This window comes from Allonocardiopsis opalescens (assembly GCF_003002095.1).
In the GTDB taxonomy this organism is placed as follows: domain Bacteria; phylum Actinomycetota; class Actinomycetes; order Streptosporangiales; family Streptosporangiaceae; genus Allonocardiopsis; species Allonocardiopsis opalescens.
Genome location: NZ_PVZC01000003.1, coordinates 370,505 through 395,826 on the forward strand (window position 1 = coordinate 370,505; position 25,322 = coordinate 395,826).

A 25,322-nucleotide genomic window follows, 5' to 3' on the forward strand; every position below is an offset into this window, starting at 1 on the left:
CCGATCCACATCCGACGTTCCAGGAAGGCGGCATCCGTGATCCGACGGCAGTTCTGCGAGGGCTGGACGGTGCGTCCGAAGTCCAACGACTTCGCCGAACTCGGCACATCGGCCCCTGCTGTGCCGGTCACCCTGCCGCACGACGCCGTCATCGGCACGCGGCGGGACGCCGGAGCCGGCGACGGGGCGCCGACGGCCTTCTTCCGCGGCGGCACGTGGGAGTACGCCAAGAGCTTCTTCGTGCCCGAGGAGTGGGCCGCCAAGCGGGTCCGGATCGAGTTCGAAGGGGTGTACCGCTCGGCGCTGGTGTACCTCAACGACGACCTCGCCGGCCGGTGGGCGTCCGGGTACACCGGCTTCTGCGTCGCGGCCGACGACTTCCTGCGCTACGGGGAGGAGAACGTGCTCCGGGTCGAGGCGCGCGCCCACCGCGACTCGCGCTGGTACTCCGGGGCGGGCATCCACCGGCCGGTCCACCTGATCGTCGCCGACCCCGTCCACGTGGCGCTGGACGGCGTGCACGTCACCACCCCCGACGCCGGCGCGGACCGTGCCGTGGTGGAGGTCGCCACGACGATCGAGAACGAGGGGCACCGGCTGCGCACCGTCACGGTCGAAACCGCGCTGCGGGACGGGGCGGACCGGGCCGTCGCGGTGGACCGCGCCCCGGTGAGCCTGCGTCCCGGCGAGGACGCGGTGCTCCGCCAGCGCGTCACCGTGCCCGGTCCGGCGCTGTGGAGCCCCGACGCGCCGAACCTGTACCGCGCGGCGGTCACCCTGCGCCTCGGCGACGAGGTCGTCGACGAGGCCGGGACCGCATTCGGGATCCGCCGCCTCCAGCTCGACGCCGAACGCGGCTTCCGAATCAACGGCGAGGCCGTCGACCTGCGCGGCGCGTGCGTCCACCACGACAACGGCGTCCTGGGCGCCGCCGCCATCGCCCGGGCCGACGAGCGCCGCGTCGAGCTGCTGAAGCGGGCCGGCTTCAACGCCGTCCGCAGCGCGCACAACCCGATGAGCCGCGCGATGCTCGACGCCTGCGACCGGCTCGGCGTACTCGTCATGGACGAAGCCTTCGACATGTGGACCCAGAGCAAGAGCGACTTCGACTACGCGCTCGACTTCACCGACTGGTGGGAGCGCGACATCGACGCCATGGTGCGCAAGGACCGCAACCACCCGAGCGTCTTCGCCTACTCCATCGGCAACGAGATCCCCGAGGTCGGCGGCCCGCACGGCGCGATCTGGGCGCGGCGGCTGGCCGAGCGGGTGCGCTCCCTCGACGGCACCCGGTACGTGACCAGCGGCGTCAACGCCCTGCTCGCGGTGATGGCCGAGCTGAGGGCCGACCTGGAGCGCGCCGGCGCGGAGCAGGCCGAGGGCACGGGCGTCAACACCTTCATGGCGAACGCGGGCGAACTGCTGAACAGGATCGGCTCCTCCGACCTGGTCACCGAACGCACCGCCGAGGTGTTCGCGACTCTCGACATCGCCGGCATGAACTACCTCGACGGCCGCTACGAGACGGACCGCGAGCTGTTCCCCAACCGGATCATCGTCGGCTCGGAGACCTTCCCCACCCTCATCGACCGCCTGTGGCGCCTCGTGCGGACATACCCGCACGTCATCGGCGACTTCACCTGGACCGGATGGGACTACCTCGGCGAGGTCGGCGTCGGCAGGCCGCAGTACGCCGACGAGCCGGGCGGCTTCATGGGCGGCTACCCGTGGCTCACCGCCTGGGTCGGAGACATCGACATCACCGGCGTGCGCCGTCCCGCCTCCTACTACCGGGAGATCGTCTACGGCCTGCGCCCCGAGCCCTACATCGCGGTCCAGCGGCCGGGATCCCGCGGCCGCGACGCCGTGTCGTCCCCGTGGGCCTGGACCGACAGCGTCTCGACCTGGACCTGGCCCGGCCACGAGGGCGAGCCGCTGACCGTGGAGGTCTACAGCGACGCCGACGAGGTCGACCTGCTCCTCAACGGCGCCTCGCTGGGGCGCAGGCCGACCGGCGAACGGCACCGGTACCGCACCGCCTTCGAGGTCCCCTTCACCCCGGGCCGCCTCACCGCCGTCGCCTACCGCGACGGCGCCGAGGCCGAGCGCGGCGAGCTGCGCACGGCGACCGGCGACGTGCGCCTGACCGCGACCGCCGACCGCACGGTCATCACGGCCGGCGTCGACGAGCTCGCGTTCATCGACATCGCCCTGGTCGACGCGGACGGCTCGGTGTTCACCGGCACCGGCCGGCGCGTCGAGGTGGCCGTCGACGGCCCCGGCACACTCCAGGGCCTCGGCAGCGGCGACCCGAGGACCACCGAACCCTTCACCGGCACCGCCCATCGCACGTACGACGGCCGCGCGCTCGCCGTGGTCCGGCCCACGGGGCCCGGCGAGATCCGCGTCACGGTGACCGACGACACCGGTCTGAGCACCGAAGCGCTGGTGGTCGCGGAGAAGCCCGCCGGCGGATGACGCCGCGCGGAACACGGCCGCCCGCAGCTCCCACGACCACCTGTCCGACACGACCGCGGCCCGCCCGGGCCGCACAGGGGAAGATGATGACCGACATCGGCACGCTCGTCCGGCGACTCGACCTGGACCAGAAGATCGCCCAGTTGACCGGGATGAGCTACTACGACCTCATCGATCCGGTCGCCGCCTACACACGCGGTGAGACCGTCGTCGAGCTGTCGCGGATCGCCGAGACGCGCCCGCACGGCGCCGGACACCTCTCACTGGCCTACCAGCTCGCGACGGACCCCGGTGAACTCCGCAAGGTGCTGCGCACCATCCAGGACACCGTCCGCGACATCAGCCCCTTCGGCATCGGGGTCCTGGTGCACGGCGAAGCCGTCAGCGGCCTGGTGCACGAGGCCGGCAGCCAGTTCACCACACCGTGGGGCCAGGCGGCGACCTGGGACCCCGAGGTCCCGCGCCGGATCGGTGAGATCGCCGCCCGCGACTCCCGCGACCTGGGCTTCCACCTGGTCTTCTCGCCGGTCCTGGACCTCGCGCGGGACCTGCGGTGGGGCCGCGTCCACGAGACCTACGGGGAGGACCCCGAACTGGTATCCCGGATGGGCGTCGGCTTCATCACCGGTATCCAGGGCGCCCACCACGAGTCCGGAGTGCTCGCCACCGGCAAGCACTTCCTCGGCTACGGGCACTCGGTCGGCGCGCTCAACCAGGCCGCGACCCAGCTGGGCCGGCGCGAACTCGTGGACGTGTACGCCGAGCCGTTCCGCCGCGCCATCCGGGAGACCGGCCTGTCGGTCATGATGAACTCCTACAACGAGGTGGACGGGATCCCGGCCGCCGCCAACCGCTGGCTGCTCACCGATCTGCTCCGCGGTGAACTGGGCTTCCGCGGCCTCACCGTCAGCGACTACGACTCGGTGTCCATGCTGCTGAGCCGCCAGCGCACGGCGGCCACCCCCGGCGCCGCGGCGGTCCAGGCCCTGGAGGCCGGCCTCGACGTCGAGCTGCCGAGCGCGCCGATGTTCTCCGCCCTGCACGCGGAGGTGGCGGCCGGCCGCATCGGCGAAGAGGTGATCGACCGGGCCGTGGAGCGTGTCCTGGAGCTGAAGTCACGGTTCGGGCTCGTCCCCGGAATCGGCCCGGCCCGCCCACCGGCGCCGCACGCGCCGATCGCCAAGGCCGACACCCGCGGCCTGGCCCGCGACATCGCCACCAAGAGCATCACGCTGCTGGCCAACGACGGTGTGCTGCCCCTGACCGCGGGACACGGCCGGATCGCCGTCGTCGGCCCGGCAGCCGACGAACTGCGCATCCACTTCGGCGCCTACTCCGATGTGGCCAACCGCGAACTGCCGATCGCCATCCGCAAGATCATCAGTGGCGAGGTCCCCGGCGTGGCGGCATCGGAGGAGGTCTTCACTGACCTGTTCCAGACCCGCCTGCCCGGCACCGGACCGGACTTCGAGGACCTGGCCCGGAGCCTGCACCCGGACGCGGTCAGCGTCCTGGCCGCCGTGCGGTCCCTGGACCCCGGAGCCGAGTACCACGCCTTCGGCAGTGTCGAGCCGGGCGGCGAGCTGGACGAGGCGGCGCTGGGCGCCGCGGTCGCCGGCGCCGACGTCGTCATCGCCGTCGTCGGGGAGCGCACCGGCTGGGTCGGCGACCACACCGCAGGCGAGGGGCGCACCAGCGCCGACCCGAGGCTGCCCGGCGACCAGGAGCGGCTGGTGTCGGCGCTGCGGCGGCACGGCAAGCGGGTCGTCACCGTCGTGGTGAGCGGCCGCCCGCTGCTGCTGGAGGCCGTCCACCGCGACTCCGCCGCCGTGGTCCTGGCTCCCCTGCTCGGCGACGTGGCCGGCCCCGCCATCGCCGACGTGCTCTTCGGCGCGGCCGAGCCCGGCGGACGGCTGCCCTCCACCTTCCCCCGCCACCTCGGTCAGGTGCCGCTCTACCACGGCCACCCCACCGGCAGCGGCTACTCCACCCGCGGCGGGACGCGGAACGCCTACACCGATCTCGCGGACAACTCGCCGCTGTACGCCTTCGGCCACGGCTTGACCTGGACCGACTTCGACGTGGCCCTGGAGGGCGCCGCGGTGTCCGACGACACGATCACCGTGACCGCGCGCGTGACGAACACCGGGGACCGGGCGGGCACCGCGGTGGTGCAGCTCTACGGGCGCGACGAGGCCGCGTCCGTCGTGCGCCCCGTGCGGCAGCTGCTGGACTTCGCCCGGGTCGAACTGGCCCGGGGAGCAGGGGCCGACATCGCGTTCGCCGTGCCCGTCGAGCGCCTGGCCTACACCTGGCCGGACGGGCGCCGCGGGGTCGAGGAGGGGGAGCTCACCGTGCTGCTGGGCCTCGCCAGCGACGACATCCGCGCCGGCGGCTCCGTCGTGCTGCCCCGGCTCGTCCTCGCCTGAGCCCGCCATCCGCCGTTCCGACCCTTCCGACCGCCCACCAGGAGAACCGCGATGACCGAACTCGATCCCGCTGACCTGCCGCTGGAGCGCAAGGCCGCGCTGCTGACCGGCGCCGACTTCTGGTCCACCGCGGCCGCGGAGGAGGCCGGGATCGCCTCCGTCGTGCTCAGCGACGGCCCGCACGGCATCCGCCGCCAGGCCGACACCGGCGACCACCTGGGCATCAACGACAGCCTGCCCGCCACCTGCTTCCCGCCCGCGGTCGCGGTCGGGTCCAGCTGGGACCCGGAGGTGGCCGCTCAAGTCGGCGCCGCCGTCGCCCGCGAGGGCCGCGCGCTGGGGGCCGACGTCGTGCTCGGCCCCGGGGTCAACATCAAGCGCACGCCGCTGTGCGGGCGCAGCTTCGAGTACTACTCCGAGGACCCGCACCTGTCGGGCGTGCTGGGCGCGGCCTACGTGCGCGCCGTGCAGGCCCAGGGGGTGGGCGCGTCGGTGAAGCACTTCGCGGTCAACAACCAGGAGACCGAGCGGATGCGCGTCAGCGCGGACGTCGACGAGCGGACCCTGCGCGAGATCTACCTGCCGGCCTTCGAACGCGTGGTCACCGAGGCCGCCCCGGCCACCGTCATGTGCTCCTACAACAGGATCAACGGGGTCCACGCCGCGGAGAACCACCGGCTGCTCACCGAGGTGCTGCGCGGCGAGTGGGGCTTCACCGGCGCCGTCGTGTCGGACTGGGGCGCGGTCGGCGACCGCGTCACGGCCCTGGCCGCCGGCACCGACCTGGAGATGCCGGGCGCCGAGACCGCCCGGCAGGTCGTCGACGCGGTCCGGTCGGGGCGGCTGGCGGAGTCGGTGGTCGACACCGCCGCCCGCCGGGTGGCCGCGCTCAGCCGCTTCGCCCGGCCCTCGGGCGCCGCCGCCGGCGGCGATCCGCGGCTGACGGAGCAGGAGGTCGAGGCGGGGCACGCGCTGGCCCGGCGGGTGGCCGCCGAATGCGCGGTGCTGCTGCGCAACGAGCGCGGCGTGCTGCCGATCGAGCGCGCCTCCCGGGTGGCGGTCGTCGGCGAGTTCGCCGTCCTCCCCTCTTACCAGGGCGGCGGCAGCTCCCACATCAACCCGACCCGCGTCGACACCGCACTGGACGCCATCCGCGAACACGCCGAAGCCCGCGGGCAGGCCGTGGACTACGCCCCCGGGTTCCACCGCGACGGCAGCGGCGACGCCGCGCGGCTGCGCGCCGACGCGGTCCAGGCCGCGAGCGGCGCCGACGTGGCCGTCGTCTTCGCCGGTATCGTGCGCGAGTCCGAGGGCTTCGACCGCGAGCACATCGACCTGCCCGCCGGCCAGGTGGAGCTGATCCGGGCGGTGGCGGCCGCGGCCGAGCGCACCGTGGTCGTGCTGTCCAACGGCGGCGTGGTGTCGCTGGAGGGCTGGCACGACGAGGTCGACGCGATCCTGGAGGGCTGGCTGCTCGGCCAGGCCGGGGGCGCGGCGCTCGCCGACCTGCTCTACGGCGCGGTGAACCCGTCCGGCCACCTGGCCGAGACGATCCCGCTGCGGCTGCAGGACACCCCCGCGTACCTGAACTTCCCGGGCGAGCAGGGGCACGTGCGCTACGGCGAGGGCGTCATGGTCGGCTACCGCCACTACACCACCGCCGAGCGGGCCGTGCGCTACCCGTTCGGGCACGGACTCGGCTACACCGAGTTCACCACCACCGGCCTGGACGTCACCCCCGCAGGGCCCGAATCGGCGCAGGTCAGCGTCACCGTCGAGAACTCCGGCCGCCGCGCGGGCAAGCACGTCGTGCAGGTGTACGTGGCCACCACCGCGGGCCCGGTACGGCGCCCGGCGCGCGAGCTGCGCGCGTTCGCCAAGATCGAACTCGCGCCCGGGGAGTCGCGCACGCTCACCCTGGACCTCGACCGGCGCGCCTTCGCCTACTGGGACATCGAGGTGGGCCGCTGGGTCGTGGCGCCGGGCGCCTACACGATCCAGATCGGCGACTCGGCGACCCGGATCGTCGCCGACCGGACCGTCACCCTCACCGGGGAAGCACTCGCCGCGGAGCTGTCGATGCGCTCCACCGTCGGCGACTGGTTCGACCACCCCGTCGTCGGCGCCCGGTTCGCGCGGATGCTCGCCTCGGTCATGGGCTCCGCGCCGGCCGAGCGGAGCGAACAGGCCGAGGACGGGATGAAGATGGCGCGGGGGATGCCCCTCTACCAGTTCGCCGGCTTCCTCAGTGGTCCGCTGCCCGCCAAGCAGCTCGACCGGCTGATCGAACTGACCCGAGCCGCTTCGGCCGCAAGCCGATGACCCGCGCCCCGCGGCCGCGCCCGCACCGCGGAGCCCACGCGTGGACGCACCGGGCGGAGCCCTCCCGGACAGCGGGAGGCCGCCGCGCGCAACGAACCGATCACCGTCGCCGTCGACGGCGTGCAGAAAGGAATCCGGCATGACCTGGCTAGGGACCTTCGTCGGCCCCGACCACCCGTGCGAGGCGGGCGAGCCCGCCGCGTACTTCCGCCGCGAGTTCACCGCCGGCGACGGGCTGCGCCGCGCCACCCTGCACGTCACCGCGCTCGGCATCGTCGAGCCCTACCTGAACGGCGCCCGGGTCGGCGACGAGGTGCTCGCCCCGGGCTGGACCTCCTACCGCCACCGGCTCGCCGTCACCGCGCACGACGTGACGGACCTGGTCGCCCCCGGCCGCAACGCCCTCGGCGCGATCGTCGGCGAGGGCTGGGCGGTCGGCCGGCTCGGGTGGGAGGGCCGCCGCCACCACTACAGCGACCGCCCCGCGTGGTTCGCGCAGCTCGAACTGGAGTACACCGGCGGCCGCGCCGAGATCGTCGCCACCGACGGAACCGTCCGGGTCGGGACCGGCGCGGTACGCGCCAACGGCATCTACGACGGAGAGGAGTACGACGCCCGGCAGGAGCCCCGGGGCTGGTGCCAGGCCGGATTCGACGACACCGGCTGGACGCCGGCCGTGCGGGTGGACTGGGATCCGGGCACCCTGGTGCCGCCGGCGGCGCCGCCGATCCGCCGCGTCGAGGAGCTCGCGCCGGTCGAGGTGATCACCACCCCCAGCGGCCGGACCGTGGTGGACTTCGGCCAGAACATCACCGGCTGGCTCCGGATCACCGTCACCGGGGAGGCCGGGCGGACCGTCACCCTGCGGCACGCCGAAGTCCTCACCGGCGGTGAGATCGACGTCGAGACACTGCGCACCGCCGCCGCGACCGACCGGTACACCCTGCGCGGGGGCGGCACCGAGACCTGGGAGCCGAGGTTCACCTTCCACGGCTTCCGGTACGCCGAGATCGACGGCTGGCCCGGCGAACTCGATCCGGAGGCGGTCCGCGCGGTCGTCGTGCACAGCGACATGGTCAGAACCGGGTGGTTCGAGACCTCCGACGACCTGCTCAACCGGCTCCACGCCAACGTCGTATGGAGCATGCGCGGCAACTTCGTCGGCGTCCCCACCGACTGCCCGCAACGCGACGAGCGGCTGGGCTGGACCGGTGACCTCAACACCTTCGCGCCCACGGCCGGCTTCCTGTACGACGTGCGCGGTGTCCTGGGCTCGTGGCTGGCGGACCTGGCCGCCGAGCAGCGCGAGCGGGGCTTCGTGCCCTTCGTGGTCCCCGACGTGCTGTCCACCCCGTCGCCCCCGACCGCGCTGTGGAGCGATGTCGCCGTCAGCCTGCCCTGGGCCCTATACCAGGAGTACGGCGACGAGGAGACCCTGCGCCGCTGCTACGACTCGATGGCCGCGTTTGTCCGCCAGGTGGAGCCGCTGCTCGACGAGCACGGCCTGTGGAGCCGCGGCTACCAGTTCGGCGACTGGCTCGACCCCGACGCCCCGGCCGACAACGCGAGCGGCGGCAAGACCGACCGGCACCTGGTCGCCTCGGCGTACCTGTGCAGGACCACCCGCCAGATGGCGCGGACCGCCGCGCTGCTCGGCCGCGACGACGACGCGGCGCACTTCGCCGCGCTCGCCGACCGGGTGCGCGCCGCGTTCCGCCGTGAGTACGTCACCGCGTCCGGGCGCGTGGCCAACGAGACCGCGACCGCGTACGCGCTCGCGATCGCCTTCGACATCCTCGACGCCGACCAGCTCCAGCATGCGGGCGACCGGCTCGCCGAACTCGTCACCAAGGCCGGCCACCGCATCTCCACCGGCTTCGCGGGCACGCCCTGGGTGACCGACGCCCTGAGCCGCACCGGCCACATCGACGACGCCTACCTGCTGCTGATGGAGACCGGCTGCCCTTCGTTCCTGTACCCGGTCACCATGGGGGCGACCACCATCTGGGAGCGCTGGGACTCCATCAGGCCCGACGGCACCGTCAACCCGTCCGGGATGGCCTCGCTCAACCACTACGCCCTGGGCGCGGTCGCCGACTGGCTGCACCGCGTCGTCGGCGGACTCACCGCCACCGAGCCCGGCTACCGCCGGATGCGGATCGCCCCGCGGCCCGGCGGCGGCCTCACCCGCGCCCGGGTCGCCCACGACACCGCCCATGGGCGCGTCGAGGTCGCCTGGCGGCTGGACGACGGCTCCATGCACCTGGCCGTCACGATTCCCCAGGGCACCGCCGCGACCGTCGTACTCCCCCTGCACCCGGAGTCCCACCAGGCCGAAGTGGGGCCGGGCGAGCACACCTGGCGCTACGAGGTGCCCCGGGCTGCCACGGAGACCTTCACCATGGACACCCCGCTGCGCACCCTGGCAGAGGACCCGGCCGTGTGGCGCGCCGTGACCGACGTGTTCGCCGCGCACTTCCCGGGCGTGCCCATCGACGCCAGAAGCCCGGAAGCCGCAGGTCTGTCGCTCAACGCCGTCATGGGATTCATCCCGGGTTCGCCAGAGGGGGTCAGGCACGACCTCGTCGCCGCCCTCGCGGCGCACCGGGAACAGAAGTGACACCGCGGTCCTGTAGCAGGCCCTGCCCCGCTCAGCGGCGCCATGAAACGCGGCTGCGGACGGCCGGGTGGGGCGCACCGCGGCCGCGATCGGGGGATCTCGCGAAGGCCCCTGACGGGCTGCCGCCTGGGCACGCCGGCCGTACCGGCCGACCGAAGTCGCAGCGCACCGACCGATCACGACAGGAAGCACACTCGATCATGGACACCACCAGGCCGACCCTCGCGCGCTCGCGCGCTGAAGTCGCGGCGACCGCGGAGAAGAGCGAGAGATGACGACGCCCATCATCGCCGGGTTCTACCCCGATCCGAGCATCTGCCGAGCGGGAGACGCCTACTACGTCGCCAACTCCAGCTTCGAGTACGCGCCAGGCGTGCCGATCCACCGCAGCACCGATCTGGTCACCTGGACACCCGTAGGCAACGCGCTGCAGCGTCTCGGTCAGCTGGACGTCCGCGCCGCGCCGGCGAGCACCGGGGTGTACGCTCCGACGCTGCGCCACCACGGCGGCAGATTCTGGCTCGTGACGACGAACGTGCTGGAAACGCACCGCGGTCAGCTCATCGTCTCGGCCGATGACCCGGCCGGTCCGTGGTCGGACCCGGTCCACGTGGCCGGCGCCATCGGGATCGACCCGGACCTCGCCTGGGACGAGCACGGGGTCTGCCACCTGACCTGGGCGTCGAACGGCCCGGAATCGCCGGCATGCCGATCGATCCCACGACGGGCACGGCACTCGGCCCGCCGCGGCTGCTGTGGCAGGGCACGGGACTGGCCTTCCCCGAGGCACCGCACCTGTACCGACGGGACGGCTGGTGGTACCTGATGCTCGCCGAGGGCGGCACCGAGCGGGGCCACACCGTCACCATCGCGCGTTCCCGTGCACTCGACGGACCCTACGAAGCCGCGCCCGCCAACCCGATCCTCACCCATCGCAGCACCACACACGCCGTGCAGAACACCGGTCACGCCGACCTCGTCGAACTGGCCGACGGCTCGTGGGCCATGGTCTACCTCGGCGTCCGGCCCCACGGCCGCACCCCGATGTTCCACGTCAACGGCCGTGAGACCTTCATCGCCGGGGTGAGCTGGATCGACGGCTGGCCGGTCGTCGACGAGGAGCGCTTCGACCCGGTCCCACCGGACCATTCGTTCGTCGACCGGTTCCACTCGACCGACCTCGACGCCCGCTGGGTGTCCCCGAACGTCTTCCCGGACACCTTCACCCGGCGGGAAGGCGGCCGCCTCGTCCTGACCGCTCCCGCCATGGGCGATCCGAAGCCGGTGCTCTCGGCCCGTGCCCGCGACCGGGAATGGACCGCCGAAGCCGCTCTCGACACGTCCGCCGGCATCGCCCGCTTCCTCGTCCGGATCGACGGATCGCACTGGTACGGACTCACCGCCGACGCGGAAACGGTCACCGCCACCGTGGTCATCGGACCCGCCCGCACGACCACCGCCCAGGTGCCGATACGGGGGCGGGCGACCCTGCGCATCTCGGTCCGCCGGCCCACGGCGACCCCTCCCATGCCCGCGCACGAGCCCGATGTCATCGAGCTGTCCGTCGTCGCGGACGACGGGACCGCGGAGGTGCTCGGGTCGTTCGACGGACGCTACCTCTCCACCGAGGTGGCCGGCGGGTTCACCGGCCGCACCTTCGGCGTGGAACCCGTGGCAGGCGAGGTCACGGTCCACCACATCGCCTATCGCCCCCATCGCTGAAGGCCGAGCACGTGAACCACGGAAGGCCGGCTTCGCATCCGTGACCCTGGCAGCGAGCTCCGTACGTCCGGCGCGCGTTCATCACCGCGGCACCCGCTGAGCGACGCCGTACGGCACCGGGCACGGCACCGTCGCGTCCTCAACGGCGGCCACGTTGGGGATGACCCGCGAGTACGTCCGAACGTGCTTCCAACACCCGCCCGTGCGGCGAAGTCAGCACAGGACGTGTACCAACCGACCGGCCCGAACACCGAAAAACCTGGGGGCCCGACGGCGAACAAACCGCCAAACCCCCAGGTCAGAGCGGAGGATCGGGGATTTGAACCCCGGAAGGGCGGTAAACCCTAACCGCATTAGCAGTGCGGCGCCATAGACCGGACTAGGCGAATCCTCCAGTGCGGGACAGCGTACCGAGCGGAGCGTGGTGGCCGCAAAGTGAAAAGCCCGGTGGCTGGTCCATGTGGACGGTACCACCTCCGGGGACGGCCTTAGGCGACGCTGCCGAAGTCGGCGGCGAGGGACTCGTCGTCGCGGAGCTTGGCGACGCCGCGGGAGACGGAGCTCTTGACGGTGCCGACGGAGACGCCGAGGCGGGCGGCGATCTCGGCCTCGCTCATGTCCTCGAAGTAGCGCAGGACGAGGGCGGCGCGCTGGCGGTCGGGGAGGCGTTCCAGGGCGCGCAGGAGGGCGTCGTGCAGGTCCGTGCGCCAGGTCTGGTCGTCCTCCTCCTGCTCGGGGAGGTCGGCGGTGGGGTAGATGTCGAGGTGGCGGCCGCGCCACCAGGAGATGTGGGTGTTGACCATGATCCGGCGGACGTAGGCGTCCAGGGCGCCCCGGTCGTCGACGCGGCCCCAGGAGATGCAGGTCTTGACCAGCGCGGCCTGCAGCAGGTCCTCGGCGTCGGCGCGGTGGCCGGTGAGGAGGTAGGCCGTGCGCAGCAGCGCCGGGCCGCGGGCCCGCACGTAGTCGCGGAAGTCGGCCAGGTCGTTGCGGTCCATCTCACCACCGAACCGAGGGCTGGGTACTCGGGCACCCCGACACGCTGGTGGGGGCCGCGCGCTACCGTCGTGCTGACGAGACGCAGATCACTCCTACCCCATATTCTGATCAACGATCACTACCTGGGCGAGTGGTGCGATCGGGGCGTGACCATGGACAGGCGTGACAAAGCCAGGTAGCCCGCAGGCCTGGCAAGGCGGCGAGCGAGACCCAGCACGGCGGCGGCTGCTGCGCGCCGCGGTGCTCGGCGGCGAGCCCGCGCTGCCTCCGGCCGACGGCCGCGCCGTGCGCGGAGCGCTCATCGACCTCAGCCCGCACTTCATCACGCTCGCCACCCCTGAAGGCCCACGGCGCTTCGTCCTCGCCCCCACCGCGACCTACTGGCGCGGCGGCGCCGTCGAACTCACCGACCTGCGCCCCGGCCAGGTCATCACCGCCCGCCTGGCGCCCGGCGCCGACCCGCACGGCGACCGCCCCCCGCCCCAGGTCCGGCGCCCGGCCGCGGACGCTCCTGGCCGCGAGGGCTCGCGTGCGCACGGGCGTGCGGATCCGGCCGGCTGGGACGCCGGGACGGGCGGCGGGGCGTCGCCTGGCGGTGGCGGCCCGCGGGCGTCGGACACGGATCCCTCGCGTCGCGACGGCGGTCAGCGTGCGCACCGGCGTGCGGATCCGTCAGGGCGGGGACGGGAGGGACCGTCGGTCCGAGGAGGCGGGGACGACGGCTCGGGGCGTGGCGGCTCGCGGGGGCACGGGGCTCCATCGGGTGCGGGAAGCGCCGAGGAACGGTTCGCCCGGCGCGCCGGAGACGGCGGGTCCGCCGCGCGGCGGCGGAGCGACATGGTTCCGCTGGGCGCTCCCGTCGCTCCGGTGCTGGACCCGTCCGGACCGCGGTCGTTCCACGAGGGCTCGGAGGGCGCCGCCGTCCGCCTGGGCGTCGACCCGGACGGGGAGCGCGGTGCCGCGGCGCTCAGGGCCCAGGTGGGGGCCGGGCCCGCCGTGCCGAGGCCGCGGCGGCATCGGGGGGCGCGCGCGGAGGGCGACGCGGGGGACGGGGCGGTCGTCGAGCGGGTGTGGGCGGACATCGACCGGGTGGCCGGGGTGATCGTGGAGGTCGACGGGCGGGCGCTGGTGGTCGATACGGGCCACGACCGGCCGCGGCGGCGCGTGGTGATCCCCGAGCGGGCGGCCGGGCGGATCCAGGTGCGGCACCCCTGGCTGCGGCCCGGCCAGCTGTTCGACGCGGTGGGGCTGGCGAGGGCCGGGGTGTTCCAGGCGCTGCGTCCGGCCACCTCGCAGATGCCGTACCGGGTCGGCGCGGCGGAGCGGACGGTCGGACGGGAGACGGACGTGATCGTCGGCAGCGTCACCTGGTGGAACCCCGGCGAGGGCGCCGACGCGTACGGGCTGGCCTATCCGGCGCTGGACCCGTCGGCCGACTGCGGGCCCGGCTGCGAGCGGGCCGAGGTCTGCCCGCCGCTGCCGCTGCTGTCGACCGGCTCGGTGCTGCGGGTGCGCAACGAGTGCGCCGGACGGGAGGCGCCGGTGGCGGTGACCGCGTGCGGGGCGATGGCGAGTCGGTTCTGCGACCGCTGCCTGGCCTGCGACACGTCGGTGCGGGGGCGGATCGCCGAACTGACGCTGCTCAGCTTCGTCGCCTTGGGCGGCGATCCGGAGACGGGCTGCTTCAACGCGACGATCACGGTGGAATGAGCACATGCTGGATGTGGCCCGCGAGGCGCAGCTGCCGGTGGTGGGGATGCTGCTGATCGTGGCCGGCGCCGCCAAGCTGGTGAGCCGCCGGCCCGGCGGGCTCGCACTGCTGCTGGCCCCGGGCGGCGGGCGGCTGGTGAACGGCGGCGTGGGGGCGGCCGAGCTGGTGGTGGGCGCGCTGCTGCTGTTCGCGTCGGGCGTGCCGGGGCTGGCCGGGCGCTGGCTGGCGGTGCTGATGTTCGTCACCGCCTTCGTCGGCCTGCGGGAGCTGCGGCGGCAGCGTCCCGAGGCGGACTGCGGCTGCTTCGGCGAGCTCAGCGCCGCTCCGGTGTCGAGCCGCACCCTGGCCCGGGCGGCCGTGTGCGCGGGCGCGTCGCTTGCCACCATCGGGGTGTCGGCCACGGGCTGGCAGGTGCTGACCAGGCCCGCCCCGGTGCACATCGCCGGGGCGCTGACCACCGCCGCCGTGGTGGCGCTCCTGTCGCCCGAGTGGCGCGAGACGGCGGCACGGCTGCGCCGCGGCGTGCCCTGCGAGCGGCGCGAGGTCCCCGTCGCGCGCACCCTGGCCGCGCTGCGGTCGAGCGCCGCCTGGCGGGCGCACGCCCGCCACCTGACCGGACACGAGCCCCTCGACGTCTGGCGCGAGGGCTGCTGGCAGCTGGTCGCCTACCCCGCCACCGTCGACGGCGGCGCCGCCACGGTGGTCTTCGCCGTCCCCACCGGCCGACTCCGCCGCCGCCCGGTGCGCGCCGCCGTGGTACCCGGCGATGGTCCAGAGGGGGTCCGCCCGCCGGACGGGTGATACCGGCGGCGGCGCCGCGACACGGCACGGGGGAGAGCGCGCCGTGCGGCCGGCGTCGGACGCGGCCCTGCCCGCGGCGGAGACGCGAACCCGCGATCCGAAACGCCGGGACCTGTCGGGGGTACCCCCCGAGATCCATTCTTCCAGGTGACCCCGCCCCAGAGTGTGCCTCAGTGCGGGTTGTGGACAGCACGGACCGATGCGGTCGACTTGTGCACAGATCGCCATGTGCCGCTTGTGCGCAGATGCCCATGTGCCGAGGTCTCCCATGCGGCGATGCCGCTCGGCCTTCCGGCATCGTGCTCTCTACGGCTGTCTAGCCCCACGTGTAGACAGCCGTAGACAACCCGATGCCGACGGCGATCGCGCTCCATAAGCCATTCTAGAGAATTCGCAATACTCCACTAGAAAGCTTGATCGACGGGCGGGCGCCCCGGGTCCGGCCTACAAGGGCTGGGTGCGGAGGAAGTTGCCGAAGTGGGGGACGGTGAAGGCGATGAGGCCGCGTTCGGCGCTGTAGATGAGGCCCTTCTTGATCAGGCTGTCGCGGGCGGGTGAGAGGCTGGAGGGTTTGCGGCCGAGGACCTCGGCGACGTCGGCGGTGGCGGCGGGCTCGTCGCCGAGCGAGGCCATGGCGCGCATGTAGTCGCGCTCGGCGGGGGTGGCGCGCTCGTAGCGGCTGCCGAAGAAGCCGACGGCGAGTTCGGCGGCGGCCTCGGGGGCGGCCACCCGCACGTCGTCGGAGGTGATCGGGGTGCGCAGGGCGAGGTCCCAGGTGACCTTGCCGTACGCCTGGACGAAGAAGGGGTAGCCCTCGCAGATCTCGTACAGGGCGTCCAGCGCGTCGGCCTCGAAGGCGACGTCCTCCTGGGCGGCGGGCACGGTGAGGGCGGAGTCGGCGGCGGCGCGGTCGAGGCGGTCGATCCGGGCGTAGCGGAACAGCCGCTCGGAGTAGCTCTTGCTGGCCGACAGCACCGACGGCAGGTGCGGGAGCCCGGCGCCGACCACGATCAGCGGGCCGCCGCTCTGCGAGAGCTCGTGGCAGGCCGCGCAGAGCGCCGAGATGTCGTCGGCCGGGACGTCCTGCATCTCGTCGATGAACAGCGCGATGCCCACCCCGAGGTCGGTGGCGACGGAGGCGGCGTCCACGAACAGCTCGGTGAGGTCGATCTCGAGGTCGCCGGAGTCGGCCCGCCCGCGCACGGCGACCGCGTCGATGCCCGGCTGCCAGCGCGAGGGGCCCTTCGCCGCCCGGGCCGGCTCGTCGAGCGGCTTGGCCATCGCGAACGACTTCAGCACGCCGAGGACGTGCTCGATCCGCTCGGGGGCGCGGTGGCGGGGGCTCAGCTCGCGCAGCGCCATGTGCAGCGCGGCGGCGACCGGCCGCCGGATGGACTGGTCGGGGCGGGCCTCGATCTTGCCGGTGCCCCACAGCTTCTGGATGGCCATCGAGCGGAACGCGTTCAGCAGCACGGTCTTGCCGACGCCGCGCAGGCCGGTCAGGACCATACTGCGCTCGGGGCGCCCGCGTGCGACCCGCTCCAGCACGACTTCGAACTGCCGCAGCTCGCGCTCCCGGCCGGCCAGTTCGGGCGGGCGCTGTCCGGCCCCGGGCGCGTAGGGGTTTCGCACAGGGTCCACGGGATCGGACTCTATATCCGCGTCTAGGCCCGGATCTAGATTGGGATAGAACGGGGCATCGACCGGGCCGCCCCACCCGGCGTGCTGGCGCAGCGCCCGCGAGCGGCCGCGGCACTCCCGCGGCACCACGGCGGCCATACCGCTCCCCTTCCGGCCTCCGGCCAACATCGAACAGGCGTTCGATTGCGTAGAAGATAGCGCAGCCGCCCGCCCGCCGCCAGCCGTTCGGACGGATTCAGCGTGCGGCCCGGCACCGCCCGCCGGCGCGCAGATCCCGCCCGGCCTGGGCGCCCCGGCCCGTGGCCTGAGTCGGCCAAGGCCGCTCCGGGACGTCTTGACGGGCGCTGATCGGTGGGAATGGGGCACTTGTTCACTAAACTGCCCCCCGTGGCCCACGCAGCTCCCCAGACGGCAGCCCCCGAATCCGACGAGCGGCCGCCATGGCTCCTCCTCGTCATCGCGGCGGTGGTCATCGCGGTGGCCTCGCTCGTCATCTGGCCCCTCGGCGGCTTCCGCACCGCACCCGAACCCGTCCCCCAGCTCCAGGCGGGCGCCCAGGCGCGCAACGCGCTGCTGGCCATCACCCCGGTCGAGGTCCGGGTCTTCACCGACGATTCCGAGTTCGGCGGCGGCACCTACATCGAACTGGTCGCCGACCTCGAAGTCCTCGACCGCCGCCCGATGAGCGCATGGGACCTCAACACGGCGCTGGAGGCCAGGCTGATGCCGTCCACCCAGGAACTCGACCACTTCGAGATCCGGGTCGAACGCGACCCCGAGGCGATCTACTCCTCCCTCAACCCCGGCATGCCCGAGCGCGCCATGATCCGCTGGCCGGTCGAGGCGCTCGCCGAGGGCGACAACGAGGTGCGGATCCAGTTCTGGGACGTGGTCTACCAAGCCGGATTCGTCGACGAGTCCTCCCGCTGGTTCATCGGCGACCGCGTGATCGCCGAGTACCGGCTGCCACTGGCGGGAGCGGGCGAATGAAGTGGTACGCCATCCCGCTGAGCCTGCTGCTGCTGGTGGGCCTGGTCCTCGTCGGCCGGCTGGAGATCGACGACCCCGAACTGGTGGAGCCGCTGTCCTACAGCGGCGACGCGGGCGAAAGGGTGCACGCCGGCTCCTTCAGCGTGCTGGTCAACCAGGTCGCCGCCACCGGGCAGATCGCCGACGCCTCCGACCTCGGCGAGCCCGAGCCCAAGGACACCCAGGGCGTGTGGCTGGTGATCGTGATGGCGATGAGCTCGACCAGCACGCCGCTGAACATCGTCAGCCCCGTCATCGTGACGGACGACGGCTACGAGTACGCCGCCACCCAGCGCGTCTTCAACACCATCGCGAACCACAGCGCCCCGTTCCAGCCCGGGATCCCGCAGGCCGGCGCGATGGCCTTCGAGCTGCCGCCGGAGCGGCTGCCCGGCGCCCGGCTGCGCTTCAGCACCTCGGAGGGCATCGACGACCGCCTCGCCGGCCAGGTGGAGATCGACCTCGGCATCGACGCCGCCCGGGCCGCCGAACTCACCGAGAACGCTCCCGAGCTGATCCAGATCCCCGAGGTTGGTTACCCCTGATGAGCCACGGACGCGACGCCTCCGGCCGGCAGCCGCACCACCGCCCGCCCGGCGCCCACGCCGCCGCAGGCGGCCCGCCGCCCTGGGACGGACGCTACGGGCCGTACGGGCAGCCTCCGCAGGTCGGACCCGCCACCGGCGGCAACCGGCCCCAGCCCGGCCCGGTGCCCTCGGGGCCGCAGTACCCGCCCACCCAGGGCCAGCCCTCCTGGCGCGGCGCCCCGCCCCCCGGCGGCCCGCCCGCCGGCCCGCCGCCGTGGCCCGGCCCCGCCGCAGCGCAGCCCCCCGGACCGCCGCCCGCGCCGCGGCCCGGCCCGCCCCCGGGCGCACCGCCCGGACGGCGCCGCACGCCCTGGTGGCGGCGCGGCCACACCCCGCACATGCTCGCGCTGGCCGTGGTGCTCCCCGCGGCGCTGGCGGTGCCGTGGTACTTCCAGCGCCAGTCCCTGCTGCAGGACGGAGCGGGGGCCCTGCCCGCGGTGCACGTGCCGCCGGACCAGCCCAGTGAGTACGCCGGCGCGCAGTGGCGCTTCGTCTCGGCCGAGTCCAGCGACCCCGCCGAGTCCTCCAGCCTGCCCGTGCCCGCCGACACCGTGCTGGTCGAGACCGTCTTCTCGATCACCCCCGCCGACGCCGAGTCCAGCGAGGCCGTGCGCAGCTGCAGCTTCTCGCTCTACGACGACCAGGGCCGCCGCTGGGACACCGCCGCCGGCTTCGACTCCCTCACCGAGGAGGAGAGCGAGGTGCTGTCGGCGGCGTGGGGCTGCACCACCGCCGACAGCGAGCCGCTGCCGCCCGGCGAGGAGCACCTGGTCAGCGTGGACTTCCTGGTGCCCGCCGACGCCACCGGTCTCAGCCCCGAGGTGCGGCTGCTCTTCCTCAGCGAGGAGGACGCCGCCGCGGAGGGCGTGCCCTACATCGAGCCGGAGGTGCTGCGCTTCGCGCCGCTGGACTGAGCGGCCCCGCTCAGGAGAAGACCTTCTCGCGCCCCTTGGAGCGGCGGCCCCGGCTGAGGTGGCCCACCCGGCGCAGGGTCAGCTCGAACGCGGCCGCCAGCAGGCAGACGCGCAGGATCTCGTGCAGGGCGTCCACGCCGAACTCCACGAAGGGCAGCCGGTTCCACCACCATTCCAGGAAGTCGTGCGGGCCCATCGCGTACAGCACGCCGCGGTACAGCCAGTCCATGCCGATCTCCAGCAGCGTGTAGATCAGGCAGTAGCTCAGGTAGAACACCATCCCGGTGCGCAGCACGAAGCGGAAGGCGTTCAGGAACGGCGTGTACTTGTCCTGCAGGTCGCGGGTGAGGCTGACGCCGGCCCAGCGCAGGGACCGCGGGATGCGCGAGCTGAGGCGGTCGATGCGCTCCTCCAGCCGCCCGGTGCCCTCGATCAGCGCGCGGTTGCGCGAGATCTCCGCGCCGAAGACCACGGCCGCGATGGTGAGCCACAGGATCGGCTGGAGCAGGCCGTCCTTGAGGTAGGGCCAGATCTCGACCAGCCACCAGTCCCAGCTGAGGTTCACGAACAGGTTCAGCTCGAACGGCACCAGGCCGTCCAGGAAGGTGATCGAGGACTGGACGGCGTCGCCGATGCCCTGCACGAACACGCGGTTGCCCAGCCAGGTCCAGAAGTCGCCGATCAGCTGGGCGACGGTGAACAGGGCGAAGAAGGTCCAGACGGACTCGAACACCGCGGTGGTGATGCCCAGCCAGCGGTTGTGGCTGCGGTTGTAGAGGTTCTCGAAGACCCAGCGGGCCAGCCAGGCGCCGATCGCGACGGCCATCGGGATGCCGAAGGCGACCCCGTTCAGCTCATCGCCGAGGATGTCGAGGTTGCCGGTGGAGTTGAAGAAGCCGACGCCGTACTCGCGCACCTCGTCCGCGATGAGGTTCCAGGCGCCGTAGAAGATGAGGAACGGCAGGATGGCCTGGGCCACCGCGTCGATGACGTTGTGCTCCTCCTCGTCGAAGGCGCTGAGGTCGGCGACGGGGCGGCGGTGGGTGCGCAGCTCCGACTGGAGGGTGGGCAGGCCGGGGCGGACCGCGTGGAACATCAGGATCATCGCCACGAGGGTGATGAGGATCGACAGGCTCAGACCCGCGTAGCCGAGCAGCCGGTGCTGCTCCCCGGCCAGGATCAGCACCTGCATGAAGAGGTCGTGCAGGAGCTGCCCCAGCGCGTACCAGAGCAGCATCGGCGCCCAGTAGCGCCGCACGAGGTCCAGCGTCAGGACGATGAGGGCCCACGGCGAGGCGGACAAGATGGCCACCGGCGGATGTTATCGCTTCTCAGCGGCCATCCCGGGCCGCTCGACCGGATGGGGCCGCGTCGGACATGTCCACTTTGCGCCACGGTCGGGGCGGCGCGTCCGGCAGCGGGCGAGCTGCCACAATGAGAACTGTGGAGCGGGCGGGGGCACGGTGAGCGAGCGCGACGGCGACGGCTGGGTCACCTGCGGCCGGGGCCACCAGCACTGGGGCCGCTTCGGCGCGGCCGGCCTGCTCATCCACCACCGCGGCCCCGGCGGCGTGCGCGTCGTCCTCCAGCACCGCGCGCTGTGGAGCCACCTCGGCGGCACCTGGGGCATCCCGGGCGGCGCCCGGGACAGCCACGAGACGGCGCCGCAGGCGGCCGTCCGCGAGGTGGCCGAGGAGGTGGTGGCCGACCTGTCGGCCCTGCGCACCGAGGAGTCCTACGTCGTCGACCACGGCGGCTGGACCTACACCACCGTGCTGGCCTCACTGCCCGAGCCGGTGCCGGTGGCGCCGGGCAGCTCCGAGAGCACCGCGATCGCCTGGGTGGAGCTGGCCGAGGTCGGCCGACTCAAACTGCACCCGGGCTTCGCCGCGAGCTGGCCGCTGCTCAGCGAGGCGCTGCGCGGGCGCTAGCGGGCGGCCGGAAGCACGGGAGCACGGGAAATACCGCCCGGTTCGGGGGCGGTATTCCCGGCGGTGGGGCGTCAGAGGCAGAAAAGGCAGTGGACGACGGCTTCTTCATTGGTGTTGGCCAGTGCGTTGCGGTTGGCGGCGTCCGCCTGAATGAGCGCCAGCGCCGCGGTCAAAGTGACGGTTTCGTTGGCGGCGACCGCCTTGATCACCGTTCCGGACTCCGCGTGCACGATTCCGCTGTAGAAAACGTGGTTGTCCCCGGAGAGGTCGATCTCCGGCGTCTGGTTCGAGGGGCCGTTCCACAGCGCCCGCTGCGGATACTGCCCGATGACCGCCGGCGACCTGGCGTCCTGCGGATTGCGCAGCGCGCTCTGCAGCACCAGGCCGACATTATTGGCCATCGGGCGGCCGAACTGCTGATAGAAACGCACGCTGACACCGGCCGGCACGGTCGTTTTGGCGTTCCACTGCGGATCTCCGTGCGTGGAGATGATGTAGACGGGCATGATCGCTCCCTGCGGGAATCGCGAATCGGATCGCCTGGGTGATAACGCGAGCGCAGCGGGTAAACGCCTTCGTTCCAAGCGGCCTTCAGTATTACTTTCCCAATCTGTTTCGGCAACGGCAGACAATTGTCACGCCGCCGGAAGGTTTTCGATTCCCGGTTTCGGGCGCGCCCGGATCGCCACCGTCCGCCCGCGGGCCGTCGCGGTGGGTGGCGGCGGCGCGGGCGGGGACCGCCACGGGATCGATTCGGCGGCACCGAGCGTTGTCGCAGTGGGGATTCGTCGGGCGGTGCGGCCCGGCGGAGGCCCGGCCGGGCCACGGTCGGGCCGGGCAGCCGCGGGGTAGGACCCGTCTGGACGGAGAACGGACCGCGCGCCGCGCGGCCCTGCCGGCCAGTAGGGGAAAGCCCAGGGGCCTCCCCTGATGCGCCGACCACCCGGCATGGCGCATGCTGGGAGGCAGTGGAAGACATGAGGAGCGGACATGGCGCTGGAACGCAATAGCAAGGGGACCTCAGTGGCCGCGGCCACGCTGCTGTGGCCGTGGACGACGTCGCTCGCCGCGGGCGTCATCGGCGGCGCTGGGTTCGCCCTGATGAACCTCAGCATCAACATCTTCGCGGTGGGGCTCGGCTCGCTCGCCGCCGGTGCCTTCTGGTTCGCCCTCGTCGGCGGCGCGGTCGCGGCCGCCCGCAAGTCGGGCGACCGCCGCGCGCTGCGCCAGGTCGGCCGGAACCCCTGGGGCTTCGCCATGGTGCCGGCGCTGATCGGCGGCGGCGGCGTCGCGCTGTTCAACCTGCTGATGCTGAACATCGCCGGCGCGATCTTCGGCGGCCTCGGCGCGGCGGCGATGATCTTCGTGGTCGTCGGCGTGGTCGCCGCCGTGGCCGGCGGCGGCAAGCGCTGACCCTCCACCGGCCCCGGCCCGGCCGCCGAGCGCGCCTGGCCGGGGCGGGGACCGCGGGCGGCCGCTAGGCGCGCACGTGCGCGTCCAGCCGGGCGAGCACGGCGTCGTAGATGCGGCGCAGCCCCGCGGGCGCGAAGGCGCGCTCGAAGAAGCCGCCCACCCCGCCGGCGCCCTGCCAGACCGTCTCGATGCTGACGGTGCAGGTGCCGTCGCCGACCGGGCGCACCGTCCAGGTGGTGACCATGCTGGAGTTGGCGTCGTCCTCCACCAGCCGGTTCGGCGCGGGCTCGCTCACCTCCGCGCGCACGTCGCGCACCCGCTTCTCGGTGGCGTGCAGCCGCCACCGCACCTCCGTACCCGCCCCCTGGCCGCCCGCCACGACCTGGTAGTCGGTGAACTGCTCGGGCAGCAGCCCGGGGCGGGTCTTCTCGTAGTCGATCAGGGCCGCGTAAACGACGTCGGGCGCGGCGTCGATCTGCCGCTGGGCGATGGCCCGGACCTGTGCCATGGGGTTCCCTCGTTCGTGTCTGGACGGGCGGCGGGCCGGCGGTACCCGCCCGGCCCGCTCCGTACGGCCTACGGTATCCGTCCGCGGGGCCGGAGGTGGCGGGATCGCCGCCGCCTGCGGCCCGGCACGGTCCGGGCGCCCGGTAAACCCAACCGCGGGTGTGCGGACGTGGAACGTTCGGCGCCGCGTGATACACAGCTGTGGACAAACCTGGGAACAACGCACGCGAGCCGCCGCCGCGCGGCCGAACGGAGCTGGAGAGCCGATGACGCAGCCGGACATCGTCGTCCGAGACGCGCGAGCCGAGGACGAGCCCGAGCTCCTCACCATCGACCAGAAGGCGTGGACCCCGGCCAGCGGCTTCCCGTCACTGGGCACGCCCACCGCCTTCTTCGACGACGACAACCCGCCCGACTGCCACCTCGTCGCCGAGGCCGACGGCGCCGTGGCCGGCTACATCCGGCTCAAGCCCGTCACCCGCCTGGCCGAGAACCGGCATGTCCTGGGCGTATTCGGGCTGGCCGTGGCCGAGGCGGCGCGCGGGCGCGGCGTGGGCGGCGCCCTGCTCGACGCGGCCGAGCGGCGGGCCCGGGCCAAGGGCCACCGCAAGCTCAGCCTGCGCGTGCTCGGCACCAACACCGGCGCCGTCCGGCTGTACGAGCGGCACGGCTACCTGCGCGAGGGGCTGCTGGTGCGCGAGTTCGTCATCGAGGACCGGTACGTCGACGACCTGCTGATGGGAAAGTGGCTCGACTGAGTCCCGCCCCGGCCCGCCAGCGCCAGCCCGGCCGCGATCGCCGCGACCGCCGGCACCGGCCCGGAGACCAGCAGCCCGGGGAGTGAGTCCGCCGGGACGAAGCCGTACGCGGTCAGCCCCAGCAGCCCGGCGCCGACCAGCACCAGCCCCGCCGCCGCGGCCGGCGCCGAGCGGCCCGGCCGCACCGCCGTGCGCTCGAAGCGGGCGAAGACCCGCACCAGCCCGGCCAGCACGCAGCCCAGCGCCGCCAGCCACAGCGGCAGCCCCAGCCACCACAGCGCACCGCCCGGCGCCGGCGTCGGCGCCCCCAGGCCCACCACCGCCACCGCGCTCACCGCGCACAGCGCCGGCATGTGCCACAGGTAGACGGTCATCATCCGCTCCGACAGGAAGCGCACCGGCCCGGCCACCAGCGGACGCGCCGCCGCCCGCACCAGCACCGGCCGCAGCGCCAGCACCGCCGCCACGTGCGCGCAGGCCAGCAGGATCAGGCAGAAGGTCGGCGGGCTCATGTTCGACACCGGCGCCCCCGGCATCCCGATCATGCTCGCCGGGTAGAGCCCGTCCGGCAGCGCCACCGCCGCCAGCAGCGCGAACGCCGCCGCGCTGACGGCGGCCGCCCGCCGCCCCGCAAGCCCGCCGAGCCGGCCCCGCGCGTAGAGCGTGCCCAGCTGGTGCACGAACACCCAGACGAACACCACGTTCAGGTAGCCGACCAGCGGCACACCCGCGAAGCGCGCCGCGTCCACCGCCAGCGCGCACCCGGCCAGGCCGGTCAGCAGCGCCCCGTCCCAGCGGGCCGGCAGCCGCAGCAGCAGCGGCGCCGACGCCACCGCGATCACGTACACCGCCAGGAACCACAGCAGCTGGCCGGCGATCCGCGCCCCCAGCTGCACCGGCTGCTCCGGCACCCCCAGCGCGAGCAGCAGGTGCGGCAGCACCGTCCATACCGCCGCCAGCGGCAGCACCGGGCCGGCCAGCCGCAGCAGCCGCCCGGACAGCCAGCCGGCCGCGCCGCCACCGCGCCGCAGATGGACCGCCCAGCTCATCGCGTTGGCCGCGCCGCCCGCGAAGAACACCAGCGGCATCACCTGCGCCACCCAGGTCACCGCCCAGCCGCCCGGCCCGCTCAGCGCGTTGCCGAAGCGCAGCACCCCGTCACCGTAGGCCAGCACCGGCATCAGCCAGTGCAGCAGCAGCACGGCGGCGATCCCGGCCGCCCGGATCAGATCGACCAGCGGATCGCGTCCCGGACGCCGGGCGGACGGAGCCGGTCCCGGCTCGGGCGGGGCTGCGGCGGTGAGAGCCATGGCGCGCTGCTTCCTCGGAGTTTCTGCGGGTGCGGGGAACCCCCTCAGCCTCGGCCGCGCCACCCCCGCGGCGCAGGACGGCCAGCCCGCCGAACCGAGGTGGGAAAGCGCGCCCCCGCACCGGGGTGCCAGCACCCCCGTGTGAGCCGG

At 73.6% G+C, this 25,322-nt stretch carries 19 protein-coding genes, 1 tRNA gene and 1 pseudogene; 14 read left to right on the forward strand and 7 right to left on the reverse strand.

The genetic code is table 11. The annotated features are described in order from the left end of the window. Positions 1-36 precede the first annotated feature (36 nt). The 6 genes and pseudogenes from CLV72_RS11845 to CLV72_RS34070 all read left to right on the forward strand — a co-directional run bounded on the left by CLV72_RS11845 (position 37) and on the right by CLV72_RS34070 (position 11,571). Complete coding sequence (locus CLV72_RS11845) at positions 37-2,478, forward strand: glycoside hydrolase family 2 TIM barrel-domain containing protein (protein ID WP_106244642.1); 2,442 nt, start codon at positions 37-39, stop codon at positions 2,476-2,478. A gap of 86 nt (positions 2,479-2,564) precedes the next feature. Then, the gene (locus CLV72_RS11850) at positions 2,565-4,907 is read left to right on the forward strand and encodes a glycoside hydrolase family 3 N-terminal domain-containing protein (protein WP_106244645.1); all 2,343 of its coding nucleotides are present in this window, start codon (positions 2,565-2,567) and stop codon (positions 4,905-4,907) included. Between the two features lie 51 nt (positions 4,908-4,958). Continuing rightward, a complete protein-coding gene (locus CLV72_RS11855; RefSeq protein WP_106244647.1) occupies positions 4,959-7,229 on the forward strand; it encodes a glycoside hydrolase family 3 C-terminal domain-containing protein in 2,271 nt (756 codons plus the stop codon). A 139-nt stretch (positions 7,230-7,368) separates the two neighbouring features. Beyond that, positions 7,369-9,849: an alpha-L-rhamnosidase gene (locus CLV72_RS11860; RefSeq protein ID WP_106244649.1), complete on the forward strand. Its 2,481-nt coding sequence runs from the start codon at positions 7,369-7,371 to the stop codon at positions 9,847-9,849. Positions 9,850-10,120: 271 nt separating this feature from the next. After that, positions 10,121-10,896 (forward strand): annotated as a pseudogene (locus CLV72_RS34065) (glycoside hydrolase family 43 protein); the annotation flags it as partial. Continuing rightward, positions 10,894-11,571: a beta-xylosidase family glycoside hydrolase gene (locus tag CLV72_RS34070; RefSeq protein ID WP_483860564.1), complete on the forward strand. Its 678-nt coding sequence runs from the start codon at positions 10,894-10,896 to the stop codon at positions 11,569-11,571. The pseudogene CLV72_RS34065 and the gene CLV72_RS34070, both read left to right, overlap by 3 nt. Before the next feature lie 304 nt (positions 11,572-11,875). Here the strand turns inward: CLV72_RS34070 and CLV72_RS11870 are convergent. Both CLV72_RS11870 and CLV72_RS11875 read right to left on the reverse strand, forming a co-directional pair. Beyond that, a tRNA-Ser gene (locus tag CLV72_RS11870) sits at positions 11,876-11,965 on the reverse strand. A gap of 94 nt (positions 11,966-12,059) precedes the next feature. Then, complete coding sequence (locus tag CLV72_RS11875; RefSeq protein ID WP_106244652.1) at positions 12,060-12,569, reverse strand: SigE family RNA polymerase sigma factor; 510 nt, start codon at positions 12,567-12,569, stop codon at positions 12,060-12,062. Positions 12,570-13,407: 838 nt separating this feature from the next. Here CLV72_RS11875 and CLV72_RS31740 point away from each other — a divergent pair. Beyond that, positions 13,408-14,280, forward strand: coding sequence for a hypothetical protein (locus CLV72_RS31740; protein ID WP_146159429.1), 873 nt, complete (start codon positions 13,408-13,410; stop codon positions 14,278-14,280). A gap of 4 nt (positions 14,281-14,284) precedes the next feature. Then, positions 14,285-15,082: a MauE/DoxX family redox-associated membrane protein gene (locus tag CLV72_RS11885; protein WP_106244656.1), complete on the forward strand. Its 798-nt coding sequence runs from the start codon at positions 14,285-14,287 to the stop codon at positions 15,080-15,082. Between the two features lie 444 nt (positions 15,083-15,526). Here the strand turns inward: CLV72_RS11885 and CLV72_RS11890 are convergent, their stop codons facing one another. Further along, positions 15,527-16,723 (reverse strand): ATP-binding protein, encoded by a 1,197-nt coding sequence (locus CLV72_RS11890; RefSeq protein ID WP_106244658.1) that lies wholly within the window; start codon positions 16,721-16,723, stop codon positions 15,527-15,529. Positions 16,724-17,110: 387 nt separating this feature from the next. On the opposite strand from CLV72_RS11890, the gene CLV72_RS11895 reads away from it, so the two are divergent. The 3 genes from CLV72_RS11895 to CLV72_RS32170 are packed head-to-tail and all read left to right on the forward strand — an operon-like array spanning position 17,111 to position 19,253. Then, the gene (locus tag CLV72_RS11895; RefSeq protein WP_146159430.1) at positions 17,111-17,713 is read left to right on the forward strand and encodes a hypothetical protein; all 603 of its coding nucleotides are present in this window, start codon (positions 17,111-17,113) and stop codon (positions 17,711-17,713) included. Beyond that, the gene (locus CLV72_RS11900) at positions 17,710-18,297 is read left to right on the forward strand and encodes a hypothetical protein (RefSeq protein WP_106244664.1); all 588 of its coding nucleotides are present in this window, start codon (positions 17,710-17,712) and stop codon (positions 18,295-18,297) included. Before CLV72_RS11895 ends, CLV72_RS11900 begins: the two co-directional genes overlap by 4 nt. Further along, positions 18,297-19,253, forward strand: coding sequence for a hypothetical protein (locus tag CLV72_RS32170; RefSeq protein ID WP_170140957.1), 957 nt, complete (start codon positions 18,297-18,299; stop codon positions 19,251-19,253). Before CLV72_RS11900 ends, CLV72_RS32170 begins: the two co-directional genes overlap by 1 nt. 10 nt (positions 19,254-19,263) lie before the next feature. Here the strand turns inward: CLV72_RS32170 and CLV72_RS11915 are convergent, their stop codons facing one another. After that, positions 19,264-20,565 (reverse strand): hypothetical protein, encoded by a 1,302-nt coding sequence (locus CLV72_RS11915; protein WP_106244672.1) that lies wholly within the window; start codon positions 20,563-20,565, stop codon positions 19,264-19,266. 151 nt (positions 20,566-20,716) lie between these two features. Here CLV72_RS11915 and CLV72_RS11920 point away from each other — a divergent pair, with 151 nt between their 5' ends. Next, positions 20,717-21,184 carry an NUDIX hydrolase gene (locus CLV72_RS11920; RefSeq protein ID WP_211302829.1) on the forward strand — a complete coding sequence of 156 codons (468 nt, stop codon included), beginning with the start codon at positions 20,717-20,719 and terminating at the stop codon, positions 21,182-21,184. A 71-nt stretch (positions 21,185-21,255) separates the two neighbouring features. Here the strand turns inward: CLV72_RS11920 and CLV72_RS11925 are convergent, their stop codons facing one another. Next, complete coding sequence (locus tag CLV72_RS11925; RefSeq protein ID WP_106244678.1) at positions 21,256-21,690, reverse strand: putative adhesin; 435 nt, start codon at positions 21,688-21,690, stop codon at positions 21,256-21,258. Between the two features lie 484 nt (positions 21,691-22,174). Between CLV72_RS11925 and CLV72_RS11930 the strand changes: the two genes are divergently transcribed. Next, positions 22,175-22,597, forward strand: coding sequence for a hypothetical protein (locus CLV72_RS11930; RefSeq protein ID WP_106244680.1), 423 nt, complete (start codon positions 22,175-22,177; stop codon positions 22,595-22,597). A 64-nt stretch (positions 22,598-22,661) separates the two neighbouring features. On the opposite strand, the gene CLV72_RS11935 is transcribed toward CLV72_RS11930, so the two are convergent. Then, positions 22,662-23,105, reverse strand: a complete 444-nt coding sequence (locus CLV72_RS11935) for an SRPBCC family protein (protein ID WP_106244683.1) — start codon at positions 23,103-23,105, stop codon at positions 22,662-22,664. A gap of 265 nt (positions 23,106-23,370) precedes the next feature. Between CLV72_RS11935 and CLV72_RS11940 the strand changes: the two genes are divergently transcribed. Continuing rightward, on the forward strand, positions 23,371-23,862 hold the full coding sequence (locus CLV72_RS11940) for a GNAT family N-acetyltransferase (RefSeq protein ID WP_106244685.1): 492 nt from the start codon (positions 23,371-23,373) through the stop codon (positions 23,860-23,862). Here the strand turns inward: CLV72_RS11940 and CLV72_RS11945 are convergent. Further along, on the reverse strand, positions 23,775-25,172 hold the full coding sequence (locus CLV72_RS11945) for an acyltransferase family protein (protein ID WP_211302830.1): 1,398 nt from the start codon (positions 25,170-25,172) through the stop codon (positions 23,775-23,777). The two genes, CLV72_RS11940 and CLV72_RS11945, sit on opposite strands and share 88 nt — an antisense overlap. Positions 25,173-25,322: the final 150 nt, after the last annotated feature.